Origin of the sequence: Streptomyces sp. CA-111067, assembly GCF_050956065.1 — a bacterium.
Lineage (GTDB): Bacteria > Actinomycetota > Actinomycetes > Streptomycetales > Streptomycetaceae > Actinacidiphila.
On record NZ_CP192103.1, the window covers coordinates 7,043,589 to 7,056,553 of the forward strand.

At 73.2% G+C, this 12,965-nt stretch carries 9 protein-coding genes; 8 read left to right on the plus strand and 1 reads right to left on the minus strand.

Annotated features, from left to right (window positions below):
- Nucleotides 1-52: 52 nt before the first annotated feature.
- Both ACQPW6_RS31410 and ACQPW6_RS31415 read left to right on the plus strand, forming a co-directional pair.
- Complete coding sequence (locus ACQPW6_RS31410; RefSeq protein ID WP_433894715.1) at nt 53-2,182, plus strand: ATP-binding protein; 2,130 nt, start codon at nt 53-55, stop codon at nt 2,180-2,182.
- Between the two features lie 127 nt (nt 2,183-2,309).
- Nucleotides 2,310-3,848 (plus strand): PucR family transcriptional regulator, encoded by a 1,539-nt coding sequence (locus ACQPW6_RS31415; RefSeq protein WP_433893088.1) that lies wholly within the window; start codon nt 2,310-2,312, stop codon nt 3,846-3,848.
- Between the two features lie 4 nt (nt 3,849-3,852).
- Here the strand turns inward: ACQPW6_RS31415 and ACQPW6_RS31420 are convergent, their stop codons facing one another.
- Complete coding sequence (locus ACQPW6_RS31420; protein WP_433893089.1) at nt 3,853-4,281, minus strand: CU044_2847 family protein; 429 nt, start codon at nt 4,279-4,281, stop codon at nt 3,853-3,855.
- Between the two features lie 259 nt (nt 4,282-4,540).
- Here ACQPW6_RS31420 and ACQPW6_RS31425 point away from each other — a divergent pair, with 259 nt between their 5' ends.
- From ACQPW6_RS31425 to ACQPW6_RS31450, 6 genes are all read left to right on the plus strand, one after another.
- Entirely contained in the window at nt 4,541-6,001 is a 1,461-nt protein-coding gene (locus ACQPW6_RS31425; protein WP_433893090.1) for an aldehyde dehydrogenase family protein, read from the plus strand.
- 137 nt (nt 6,002-6,138) lie between these two features.
- Complete coding sequence (locus ACQPW6_RS31430; protein WP_433893091.1) at nt 6,139-8,076, plus strand: acyl-CoA dehydrogenase family protein; 1,938 nt, start codon at nt 6,139-6,141, stop codon at nt 8,074-8,076.
- 62 nt (nt 8,077-8,138) lie between these two features.
- Nucleotides 8,139-9,395 (plus strand): 1-deoxy-D-xylulose-5-phosphate reductoisomerase, encoded by a 1,257-nt coding sequence (gene dxr / locus ACQPW6_RS31435; protein WP_433893092.1) that lies wholly within the window; start codon nt 8,139-8,141, stop codon nt 9,393-9,395.
- A complete protein-coding gene (locus ACQPW6_RS31440; RefSeq protein WP_433893093.1) occupies nt 9,392-10,708 on the plus strand; it encodes a M50 family metallopeptidase in 1,317 nt (438 codons plus the stop codon). The genes dxr and ACQPW6_RS31440 overlap by 4 nt, the downstream gene beginning before the upstream one ends.
- A gap of 101 nt (nt 10,709-10,809) precedes the next feature.
- Nucleotides 10,810-11,964, plus strand: coding sequence for a flavodoxin-dependent (E)-4-hydroxy-3-methylbut-2-enyl-diphosphate synthase (gene ispG, locus ACQPW6_RS31445; protein WP_433893094.1), 1,155 nt, complete (start codon nt 10,810-10,812; stop codon nt 11,962-11,964).
- 136 nt (nt 11,965-12,100) lie between these two features.
- On the plus strand, nt 12,101-12,946 hold the full coding sequence (locus ACQPW6_RS31450) for a GNAT family N-acetyltransferase (protein WP_433893095.1): 846 nt from the start codon (nt 12,101-12,103) through the stop codon (nt 12,944-12,946).
- The last annotated feature ends 19 nt before the right edge of the window (nt 12,947-12,965 follow it).

Sequence of the window (12,965 nt, forward strand, 5' to 3'; positions counted from 1 at the left end):
TGAGCGGCATCGGCGGCCACGACGGGCGAGGGGCAGGTGCGCCATGGATGCCATGGAATACGGGGGCGCGCAGGGCTACGGCCGTCAGCCGGGCCCCGGCAAGCAGCCGCCCGCGGTGCCGCCCCGGCCGTCGGCGCCCGTGCCGCGCCCCGCCGGGCCGCCGCCGATGCCGTCCGACGCGCCGCCGCCCTCCGCACTGGAGATCTGGCTGCGCGCCCCGCGCGCCCAGGACGCCCCCGGCATCTTCGCCTACGGCCACACCCCGCGCCCCGCGCCCGACCCCGACCGGCTGCCGGGACGGCGGCTGGTCGGCGGCGCGGTGCTCAGCTTCCTGGTCGGGCTGCTGGTCTGGTCGCTGTGCAACAACGGGTACTTCCACTTCTGGATCTGGCCGGTCATCTGGGTCACCCCCGACCACTGGCGCAGCGGCAAGGGCGGCGACGTCAACGCCTTCAACACCGCCACCCGGGTCTACGCCGTGCTGTGCACGCTGGTGCTGGCCTGGATCTGCGCCCGGATCGGCAACTGGCATGAGGTATGGCGCCGTTACGGCCGGCCCCGGTTCAGCAAGCTCTGGGACGAGCCCGCGAAGGGCGCGCCGGAGGAAGGCAGGCCCGACCCCGTCGAATGGCCCGAGCTGCGCGAGGCCGGGCAGCACGCGCTCGCCGACCGGCTGGCCGCCGAGGTCCGCACCGGCCGGATGAACGACGTGGACTACGCCCGGATCCGGCGCGCCTGGACCGGCGTCCGGTTCCAGCCCGCCCGGCTGGACTCGTTCGCCGACGCGGTGCTGCGCGGCGGCTCCGACGCCTGCGGCCACCCGTCGGGCGACCGCGACCTGCCGCACCGCGGCGCCCCGCACGACCTGATGACCGGCCAGGTCAGGATCGGCCAGGGCGTGGACGACCAGCGCAACCCCTACCAGCACCGCGGCTCCGGCATCGGCCTCGACACCGGGCTGCTCGGCACCGGGCTGCTGGTGGTCGGCCCGCCCGGCGCCGGGAAGACCCGGCAGCTGGTCAGGCCGGTGGTGGAGTCGCTGTGCCTGCAGGCGCTCACCGGGCAGACCGCCGTCGTCGCGGTCGGCTCCGCGGGCACCGACCTCGGCCCGGCCGACGCCTACGACGTGGTGATCTCGTTGGCCGACCCCGCCTCCCGCTACGACCTCGACCTGTACGGCGGCGCCGATCCCGACACGGCGGCCGGCACCCTCGCCGAGGCGCTGCTCGACGCGCACATCGGCGAGGACACCGAGCTGCGGAACGCCACCACCGCGCTCAGCCAGCTGCTCGGCCCGTACGCCGCCGCGCACGGCCACTTCCCGTCGGTCAGCGAGCTGCGTGAGCTGCTGGACGGCACCCCGCACGCGTACGCCGCGCTGCGCGGCGCGCTGGACGCGGCCGGCGCGCCCGGCATGATCAGGGAGCTCGACGCCCGCGAGCGGCAGGCGGGGCAGCGCGGCGACATCGGCGCCCGGCTCGCCGACCGGGTCGCGCTGCTCGACCGCCCCGCGTTCGCCGGGTTCTTCGACGTCACCGGCAGGTCCAGGCCGTTCTCCATGTACGCACTCGAACACCCGCTGCGGGTCAGGATCGACCTGCCGCAGCGCGGCCACGCCGAGGCGTCCAGGATCCTGACCCGGCTGGTGCTCGCGCAGTTCACCGCCGCCGTCACCGCCCGCAGGGACCGCTCGCTTTTCGCCTGCCTGGTGCTCGACGACGCCGCGCACACCGTGACCGCCGAGGCGCTGCGCGGCCTCCAGCGGCTGCGGTCGGCCAACGCCGGTGCGCTGCTCACCCTGCGCACCCTGGACGACGTGCCGGAGTCGCTGCGCAGCGCGCTGCTCGGCGCGGTCGGCTGCCGGATGGCGCTGTCCGGCATCACCACCTGGGACGGCCGGCGCTTCGCCGAGTCCTGGGGCACCACGTGGGTGGAGACCCGCGATGTCACCCGCACCCCCGACATGTCAGGCGGGATGCTGCGCCGCACGTCACGGGGTGTGCGGCGGCTGTTCACCGGGGAGGCGGCGACCACGGAGTCGGTCACCGTCCGGGAGGTCGAACGCGAGCGCTGGTCCGCCTCCGACCTCGCGCACGCGCTGCCCCCCGGGCACGGCGTGCTGTCCCTGACCACGACGGCGGGCGAGCACGCGCCGCCGGTCCTGGTGGACCTCCGGTCGTGACCTCGGCCCCTGGGCGCGGGCGCAGCGGCGGCGCTCGGCGGGACGCGGAATGTACAGTGCGGCACAATTGACCCCGGCCACCGCTCCCGGTCGGCCAGAATCCACCGATTGCCGGTACCGGATCCGTATGCCGCTCACCCTCGCCTCCCTCGCCCACCACTCGGCGCTCAAGCTCACCGTCCTCGCCGGGGGCGACCGGCTCGGCGCGCAGGTGCGCTGGGTGCACACCAGCGAACTGGACGACCCCGGGCCGTACCTGGAGGGCGGCGAACTGCTGCTGACCACCGGCCTGAAGCTGGCCGTCGGCGACCCGAAGTTCATCCGCGGGTACGTGAAGCGGCTGGCCGCCGCCGGGGTGGTCGGGCTCGGGTTCGGCGTCGGCGTGGTGCACGACGAGGCGCCGCCGGCGCTGGTGGAGGCCGCCGGGCGGGCCGGGCTGCCGCTGCTCGAAGTACCCAGGGCCACCCCGTTCATCGCGATCAGCAAGGCCGTCTCCGCGGCCGTCGCCGCCGACCAGTACAAGGCGGTGACCGCCGGCTTCGAGGCGCAGCGCGACCTGACCAGGGCCGCCCTCGACCCGGACGGCAGCACCGCGCTGCTGGCCCGGCTCGCCGCCCACCTGAGCGGCTGGGCCGCGCTCTACGACGCCTCCGGCACCGTGCTGGCCGCCGCCCCCGAGTGGGCGGGCCGCCGGGCCGCCCGGCTGGCCGGCGAGATCGACCGGCTGCGTGACGTGCCCGCCCCGGCGAGCGCCGCCGTCGCCGGTCCGGCCGGCACCGAGGACCGGGTCGAGGTCCAGTCGCTCGGCACCGGCCGCCGCCCGCGCGGCTTCCTCGCCGTCGGCACCGAGGAGCGCCTGGACACCGCCGCCCGCTACGTCGTCAACGCCGCCGTGGCGCTGCTCACCCTCTCGCTCGAACAGTCCCGTGCCCTCCAGGACGCCCAGTCCCGGCTGGCCGCCGCCCTGCTGCGGATGCTGCTCGCGGGCGAGACCGAACACGCCCGCAGCGTGTCCGGGCGGATGTACGGCAGCCTGTTCGACCACCCGGTGCGGCTGCTGATCGCCGAGCCCTCGGACCCGCAGCAGGGCCCGGAGGCCGTGGCGCTGCTCGCGGAACGCGCCGAGGCCGCCGCCGTACGTGCCGCCGAGCCGCTGCTCACCGTCCGCGACGGGCCCCGGCTACTGGTGCTGGCCGCCGAGGACGCCGGAGCGCTGTCCACCGCCGCCGACCTCGCCGAGGGCGCCGACGCGCTCGCGGCGGGCATGTCGGGACCGGTGCCGCCCGCCGAGGTGCCCGAGGGCCACCGGCAGGCCGAACGCGCGCTGGCCGTGGCCCTGCGCCGGGGCCGCAACCTGGTCGAGCACGACGAGGTCGGCGCGGGCTCGGTCCTCCCGCTGCTGGCCGACGACGCCGTCCGCGCCTTCGCCGAGGGCCTGCTGCGCCCGCTGCGCGAGCACGACGCGACCTCCCGCGGCGACCTGGTGGCGTCCCTGCACGCCTGGCTGTCCCACCACGGCCAGTGGGACGCCGCCGCGGCCGACCTCGGCGTCCACCGCCACACGCTGCGCTACCGGATGCGGCGCGTCGAGGAGATCCTCGGCCGCTCGCTGGACGACCCGGACGTGCGGATGGAGCTCTGGCTCGCTCTGAAGGCGGACGCCTGAGGGGTCACTCCTCCGGAGCGGCGGCCGGGGGCTGCGGGACCGCCGGGGGAGTCGGCGGAGAAGCGGCTGCCGCGCGGCGGGCGGCCAGGTCCCAGGAGAGGCGGATGGTCAGGCCGGCCTCGGTGCCGGCCTCGGCGATGATGCCGAGCAACTGGCCGGACTTCACGGCGAGTTTGAGGCCGAACTCGACCTCGAAGGAGTCGGGGGCGCCGGCCGCGCCGCCCTCGCTGACCGTCTCCACCGCCCAGCGGCCGATGCCGCGGACGGTGTCGCGGACCTCGGTGAGGGTGAGGGCGACCGCGGAGCCGAGCGCGGCGGCGCGGTGGCCGGCGCCCACGTCGCCGTAGCCGCCGGGGGTCTCGGTGTCCCGGAACGCGACGTCCCCGATCACCTCGGCCTGCACGGTCGAGCCGTCCCCCAGATCGATCGTCACGGTCTGCGCCACTGTGGTCCCGCCTTCCCCCGCCCGGCCGTACCGGGCCCGTTCCCTGCACCGGCCAGCAGGATAGGGCCGCGCGCGGCACGGCGGGGCGGCTTTGCGCAGCCCCGGCCCCCGGGCCGGTGATCGACCCGCGATGGCCAATCCGGCGCGCCCCGCCGGGTCCGCACTCCGCCGTGGCCAACGTGCCTGCGCCGTGCCGCTGCCTACGGTGGCATCGCCACCTGCCACGACACGAAGGGCGGAACCCACCGTGACAACCACAGCCGCAGCCCCGCAGGCGTTCTGGCTGGCGGGCCGCCCGGCCACCGGCACGGACGGCTTCGACGTGACCAGCCCGTGGGACGGCGGGCTCGTCGGCCGGGTCAGCGTGCCGACCGCCGCCCAGGTCGAGGAGGCGGTCGCGGCCGCCGCCGGCGCGCGGGACGCCTTCTCCGCGACGCCCGCGCACGTCAGGGCGGCCGCTCTCGACCACGTCTCGCGCCGGCTCGCCGAGCGCGCCGAGGAGATCGCCCGGCTGATCACCGCCGAGAACGGCAAGCCGCTGAAGTGGTCGCGCGGCGAGGTCGGCCGGGCCGTGTCGGTGTTCCGGCTGGCCGCCGAGGAGGCCCGCCGCTTCAACGGCGGCGAGGCGCAGCGCCTGGACACCGACCCCGGCGGCGTCGGCCGGCTCGCGCTGACCCGCCGGTTCAGCCGCGGCGCGGTGCTCGGCATCGCCCCGTTCAACTTCCCGCTCAACCTGGTGGCCCACAAGGTCGCCCCGGCCCTCGCGGTCGGCGCGCCGATCATCCTGAAGCCCGCGCCCGCCACCCCGCTGTCCGCGCTGCTGCTCGGCGAGCTGCTGGCCGAGACCGAGGGGCTGCCGGCCGGCGCCTGGAGCGTGCTGCCGGTGCCGAACGAGGCGATGCCCGCCCTGGTGCAGGACCCGCGGCTGCCGGTGATCTCCTTCACCGGCTCCGACACCGTCGGCTACCAGATCGCCGACTCGGTGCCGCGCAAGCACGTCACCCTGGAACTCGGCGGCAACGCCGCCGCCGTGGTGCTCGCCGACTGGTCCTCGGAGGCCGACCTCGACTGGGCGGCGAGCCGGATCGCCACCTTCTCCAACTACCAGGGCGGCCAGTCCTGCATCTCCGTGCAGCGGGTGATCGCCGACGCGTCCGTCTACGACGCGCTGGCCGAGAAGATCGTCGCGAAGGTACGGGACCAGGTCGTCGGCGACCCGTCGGACGACGCCACCGACGTCGGCCCGCTGATCAGCACCGCCGCCGCCGAGCGGGTGGAGAGCTGGGTCGACGAGGCGGTCGGCGGTGGCGCCAAGCTGCTGGCCGGCGGCACCAGGGACGGCGCGAACTACGCCCCCACCGTGCTCGCCGACCTGCCGGCCGATGCGACGCTGGCCGGCGCGGAGGCGTTCGGCCCGGTGCTGTCACTGCACCGGGTGAACGGCACGGAAGAGGCTTTCGCGGCCGTCAACGACTCCCGGTTCGGCCTGCAGACCGGCGTCTTCACCCGTGACCTCCAGGTGGCGTTCCGGGCCCACCGCGAGCTGGAGGTCGGCGGTGTGATCATCGGCGACGCGCCCTCGTACCGCGCCGACCAGATGCCCTACGGCGGGGTGAAGGACTCCGGCACCGGCCGCGAGGGCGTCCGCTACGCGATGGACGACTACACCTACGAACGGGTCATGGTGCTCACCGGCCTGGACCTCTGAGCGCGCCCATCAGGTGAGCCGCGTCCCCGTGACCGGCGGCCGATCGGCCGCCGGTCATCTGGTGGGATCCACGGATCGCGGGTAATACGGACAAGTAGCACCGGTTGGTAACCGGCTACCCCGGAGGTGACGCAACCGTGTCCGCAACCGCCACACGCAACGTCTCGGAACGAGAAGCCCGCCAGGTGGCCGAGGCCGCCAGGGAGCAGGACTGGCGCAAGCCCAGCTTCGCCAAGGAGCTGTTCCTCGGCCGCTTCCGCCTGGACCTGATCCATCCTCATCCGCTGCCCTCGCCGGAGGCCGTGGCCAAGGGCGAGGCATTCCTCGACCGGCTCCGCGAGTTCTGCGAGACCCAGGTGGACGGGGCCAGGATCGAGCGCGAGGCGCAGATCCCGGACGAGACGGTCCGCGGCCTGAAGGAACTCGGCGCGTTCGGCATGAAGATCGACGAGTCGTACGGCGGTCTCGGCCTCACCCAGGTGTACTACAACAAGGCGCTGGCCCTGGTCGGCACCGCGAGCCCGGCGATCGGCGCGCTGCTGTCGGCCCATCAGTCGATCGGCGTACCGCAGCCGCTGAAGATGTTCGGCACCAAGGAGCAGAAGGACAAGTTCCTGCCGCGCTGCGCCCGTACCGACATCAGCGCCTTCCTGCTCACCGAGCCCGACGTCGGCTCCGACCCGGCCAGGCTCGCCACCAGCGCGGTGCCCGACGGCGACGACTACGTGCTCGACGGCGTCAAGCTGTGGACGACCAACGGCGTGGTCGCCGACCTGCTGGTGGTGATGGCCCGGGTGCCGAAGCGGCCCGGCGACGAAGGCACCGAAGGCGGCAAGGGCGGGATCACCGCCTTCGTGGTGGAGGCCGACTCCGCCGGCATCACCGTGGAGCGGCGCAACGCCTTCATGGGCCTGCGCGGCATCGAGAACGGCGTCACCCGCTTCCACCAGGTCCGGGTGCCGGCCGCGAACCGGATCGGCCCCGAGGGCGCCGGCCTGAAGATCGCGCTGACCACCCTGAACACCGGCCGCCTGTCGCTGCCGGCCGGCTGCGTCGGCGTCGGCAAGTGGTGCCTGAAGGTGGCCCGCGAGTGGTCGGCCGCCCGTGAGCAGTGGGGCAAGCCGATCGCCGGGCACGAGGCCGTCGGCTCCAAGATCGCCTACATCGCCGCCACCACGTTCGCCCTTGAGGCGGTGGTGGACCTGTCCTCGCAGATGGCCGACGAGGACCGCAACGACATCAGGATCGAGGCCGCCCTCGCCAAGCTCTACGGCTCCGAGGCGGCCTGGAAGATGGCCGACGAGCTGGTGCAGATCCGCGGCGGCCGCGGCTACGAGACCGCCGACTCGCTGGCCGCCCGCGGCGAGCGCGCGGTGCCGGCCGAGCAGGTGCTGCGCGATGTGCGGATCAACCGGATCTTCGAGGGCTCCACGGAGATCATGCACCTGCTGATCGCCCGCGAGGCGGTGGACGCCCACCTGTCGGTGGCCGGCGACCTCATCGACCCCGACAGCACGCTCGGCGACAAGGCCAAGGCGGGCGCCAAGGCCGGCCAGTTCTACGCCCGCTGGCTGCCCAAGCTGGTCGCCGGGCCCGGCCAGCTGCCCAACTCCTACGCCGAGTTCGGCGAGCTCGCCGGGCACCTGCGCTACGTCGAGCGCAGCGCCCGCAAGCTGGCCCGCAGCACGTTCTACGCGATGTCCCGCTGGCAGGGCCGGATGGAGACCAAGCAGAACTTCCTCGGCCGGATCGTGGACATCGGCGCCGAGCTGTTCGCGATGAGCGCCGCCTGCGTGCGCGCCGAGCACCTGGCCGCGACCGGCGAGAACGGCCGCGAGGCGCGGCAGCTCGCCGACATCTTCTGCCGGCAGGCCAAGGTGCGGGTGGACGAGCTGTTCGGCCGGCTGTGGACCAACACCGACGACGGCGACCGCAAGCTCACCAAGGCCGTCATGTCGGGCTCGCTGACCTGGCTGGAGGGCGGCATCGTGGACATCAGCCGGGAGGGCCCGTGGATCGCGGACACCACCGCGGGGCCGTCGCAGACCGACAACGTGCACCGGCCGGTGCGCTGACGCGGCCCGCGTCATGCGCGGTCCCCGCATGGCGCACAGGCCGGACAGGACACAATGAATCCATGACGGACGCTCTCGCAGACCCCCACTACCTCCCACACGTCACCGAGGGACCCGGTGACGGCCCCCGGGACATCGTGATTCTCGGCTCGACCGGCTCGGTCGGCACCCAGGCCATCGACGTGGTGCTCCGCAATCCCGACCGGTTCCGGGTGGTGGCCCTGTCGGCCGCGGGCACACGGGTGGAGCTGCTCGCCGAGCAGGCGCACCGGCTCGGGGTGCGGACGGTCGCGGTGGCGGACGAGGCCGCCGTCGAGCCGCTGCGCCGCGCGCTGGCCGGCCGCTACGGGGCCGGCGGCACGCTGCCGGAGATCCTGGCCGGGCCGCGGGCCGCCACCGAGGCCGCCGCCCTGGAGTGCCACTCGGTGCTCAACGGCATCACCGGCTCGATCGGGCTGCGCCCCACGCTGGCCGCGCTGGAGGCCGGCCGGGTGCTGATCCTGGCCAACAAGGAGTCGCTGATCGTCGGCGGCCCGCTGGTGAAGGCGATCGCCAGGCCCGGCCAGATCGTGCCGGTCGACTCCGAGCACTCCGCGCTGTTCCAGGCGATGCGCGGCGGCAGCCGGGCCGAGGTGCGCAAGCTGGTCGTCACCGCCTCCGGCGGACCGTTCCGCGGCCGCACCCGCGCGGAGCTGGCCGGCGTGCTGCCGGCCGACGCGCTGGCCCACCCCACCTGGGACATGGGCCCGGTGATCACCGTCAACTCCGCGACGCTGGTCAACAAGGGCCTTGAGGTGATCGAGGCACATCTGCTGTACGACGTCCCGTTCGAACGGATCGAGGTCGTCGTCCACCCGCAGTCCTACATCCACTCGATGGTGGAGTTCGCCGACGGCTCCACGCTCGCCCAGGCCAGCCCGCCCGACATGCGGATGCCGATCGCGCTGGGCCTGGGCTGGCCGCACCGGGTGCCGGACGCCGCGCCGGCCTTCGACTGGGCCAAGGCATCGACCTGGGAGTTCTTCCCGCTCGACGACGACGCGTTCCCGGCGGTCGCGCTGGCCCGCCATGTCGGTAGCCTCGGGGGCACCGCACCCGCGGTGTTCAACGCGGCCAACGAGGAGTGCGTCGACGCCTTCCTCGCCGGCCGGCTGCCGTTCACCGGGATCGTGGACACCGTCGCCAGGGTGGTCGAGGAGCACGGCACACCCGCGGCGGGAACTCGGCTGACGGTCGAGGACGTCCTACAAGCGGAGACCTGGGCACGCGCCCGGGCCAGGGCACTGGCGCAGCAGGCATCGGAGGCAGCAGGCGTATGACCGCTCTCATGACGGTCCTCGGCATAGTCGTCTTCGCCGTGGGCCTGATGGTCTCGATCGCCTGGCACGAGCTGGGTCACCTCACCTGGGCCAAGGTCTTCAAGATCCGGGTGCCGCAGTACATGGTCGGCTTCGGCCCGACCCTGTGGTCCCGCAAGAAGGGCGAGACCGAGTACGGCTTCAAGGCCGTACCGCTCGGCGGCTACATCCGGATGATCGGCATGTTCCCGCCCGGTGAGGACGGCCGGATCACCGCCCGCTCCACCTCGCCGTGGCGCAGCATGATCGAGGACGCCCGCTCGGCCGCGTTCGAGGAGCTGCAGCCCGGTGACGAGTCGCGGCTGTTCTACACGCGCAAGCCGTGGAAGCGCGTCATCGTGATGTTCGCCGGTCCTTTCATGAACCTGATCCTGGCCTTCGCGCTGGCCCTGTCGGTCTTCATGGGCATCGGCATCGCGATGCAGACCACCACGGTCAGCTCGGTCAGCGACTGCGTGATCTCGCAGGCCGACACCTCCAAGCGGGACGCGAACAACCCGTGCCTGGCCAGCGACCCGGTCGCCCCGGCCAAGACGGCCGGCTTCCAGCCCGGCGACAAGTTCCTGGAGTTCAACGGGCAGCCGGTGAAGAGCTGGGCCGAACTGTCCAAGGACATCAGGGGCGGCGCGGGCAAGGCCACCATCGTGGTCGAGCGGGACGGCAAGCGGGTCACCCTGACCCCGACGATCACCAGGAACGTCGTCGCCAAGACCGACAGCGACGGCAACCCGGTGGACGGCACGGTGACGGCCGGCTTCCTCGGCTTCAGCCCGGCCGCGCACATCCAGCCGCTCGGCTTCACCGACTCCGTCGACCACATGGGCGACATGGCCAGGCAAGGCGTCAGCTCGCTGCTGCGGCTGCCGCAGCGGATCCCGGACCTGTGGCGGGCCACCTTCGACGGCGCCCCGCGCAAGGCCGACTCCCCGATGGGCGTGGTCGGCGCGGCCAGGGTCGGCGGCGAGGTGTTCTCGCTCAAGGAGCCGGCGATCGACCGGATCGCCACCATGGTGATGCTCGTCGCGGGCTTCAACCTGTCGCTGTTCCTGTTCAACATGCTCCCGCTGCTGCCGCTGGACGGCGGCCATATCGCGGGCGCGCTGTGGGAGGCGCTGCGGCGCAATCTGGCCAAGGCGTTCCGCAAGCCCGACCCCGGACCCTTCGATGTGGCCAAGCTCATGCCGGTCGCTTATGTCGTGGCCGGAATCTTTGTGTCCTTCACGTTGCTTGTACTGATCGCGGACGTGGTCAATCCCGTCAAACTGAGTTCCTAGTGGGCTGAGCCGGGTGAGACGAGCGGGACCGGTGCCGTAACCTCGGTGCCGGAGCCCGCCCACGCCGGGACCTCGTTCCACACCTTGGGGATGCCACGCAAATGACCGCTATTTCGCTCGGTATGCCGGATGTTCCGACCAAGCTCGCCGACCGCCGCAAGAGCCGTCAGATCCAGGTCGGAAGCGTCGCGGTGGGTGGCGACGCACCGGTGTCCGTCCAGTCGATGACCACCACGAGGACATCGGACATCGGCGCGACCCTGCAGCAGATCGCCGAGCTGACGGCGTCGGGCTGCCAGATCGTCCGGGTCGCCTGCCCGACGCAGGACGACGCCGACGCGCTCCCGACGATCGCCAGGAAGTCGCAGATCCCGGTCATCGCCGACATCCACTTCCAGCCGAAGTACGTCTTCGCCGCGATCGACGCCGGCTGCGCCGCCGTGCGGGTCAACCCCGGCAACATCAAGCAGTTCGACGACAAGGTCAAGGAGATCGCCAAGGCCGCGTCGGCCGCCGGCATCCCGATCAGGATCGGTGTGAACGCCGGCTCGCTGGACCGCAGGCTGCTGGAGAAGTACGGCAAGGCCACCCCCGAGGCACTGGCCGAATCCGCGCTGTGGGAGGCGTCGCTCTTCGAGGAGCACGACTTCCGCGACATCAAGATCTCGGTCAAGCACAACGACCCGGTCGTCATGGTCAACGCCTACCGGCTGCTCGCCCAGAAGTGCGACTACCCGCTGCACCTCGGCGTCACCGAGGCCGGCCCCGCCTTCCAGGGCACCATCAAGTCCGCGGTCGCCTTCGGCGCGCTGCTCGCCGAGGGCATCGGCGACACCATCAGGGTCTCGCTCTCGGCGCCGCCCGCCGAGGAGGTCAAGGTCGGCATCCAGATCCTGGAGTCGCTCAACCTCCGGCAGCGCCGGCTGGAGATCGTCTCCTGCCCGTCCTGCGGCCGCGCCCAGGTCGACGTCTACAAGCTCGCCGACGAGGTCTCGGCCGGCCTTGAGGGCATGGAGGTGCCGCTGCGGGTGGCCGTCATGGGCTGCGTCGTCAACGGCCCAGGCGAGGCCCGCGAGGCCGACCTCGGAGTCGCGTCCGGCAACGGCAAGGGCCAGATCTTCGTCAAGGGCGAGGTCATCAAGACCGTCCCGGAGTCCAAGATCGTCGAGACGCTGATCGACGAGGCCATGAAGCTCGCCGAGCAGATGGAGGCCGAGGGCGTCGGATCGGGCGAGCCGCAGGTGAACGTCTCCTGACTGCCCGTTCCCGCCGGGGCGCCCACCCGCGCCCCGGTTACGGCTTGATGAGCGCGGGGCAGGGCACGCCCGTGCGAGGTAAAGTTCGGAGATCATCCTCCGCCTGCGCTTGCGGCCCATATGGTGAGGCGCCCCCGTGTTGACCCACTCGACTGCCCGAGTCCTCGAACCCGGCGACCTGGACGCCGCCCTCGCCGTCCTCGACCGCGACCCGGTGGCCAACGCCTTCGTCACCGCCAGGGTGAACGTGGCCGGCCTCGACCCCTGGCGGCTCGGCGGCGAGATGTGGGGCTGGTACAGCGGCGGCCGGCTCACCTCGCTGTGCTACGCCGGTGCCAACCTGGTGCCGATCTGCGCCACCCCCGACGCGGTCCGCGCCTTCGCCGACCGCGCCCGGCGGGCCGGCCGCCGCTGCTCGTCCATCGTCGGCCCCGCCGAGCAGGTCGCCGACCTGTGGTCGCAGCTCGAACGGGGCTGGGGCCCGGCCCGCGAGGTGCGCGCCCACCAGCCGCTGATGACCACCCGCTCGCTGCCGGCCGAGACCGTCCCCGACCCAGGCGTGCGCCGGGTCCGGCGGGACGAGATGGAGGTGCTCATGCCGGCCTGCGTGGCGATGTTCACCGAGGAGGTCGGCATCTCGCCGCTGGCCGGTGACGGCGGGCTGCTCTACCAGGCCCGGGTCGCCGAACTGGTCACCACCGGGCGGGCGTTCGCCCGGATAGAGAACGGCGAGGTGGTCTTCAAGGCGGAGATCGGCGCCGCGACCCGGCACACCTGCCAGATCCAGGGCGTCTGGGTGGCCCCCTCGCACCGCGGCCGCGGACTGTCCGAGACCGGCATGGCCGCCGTGCTGAACTACGCGCTGCGCGATGTCGCCCCCGTCGTCAGCCTCTACGTCAACGACTTCAACGCACCGGCCCGCGCCGCCTACCACCGGGTGGGCTTCCGCGAGGTCGGTGCCTTCATGAGTGTCCTGTTCTGAGCGGCAGATAGGGTCCCGG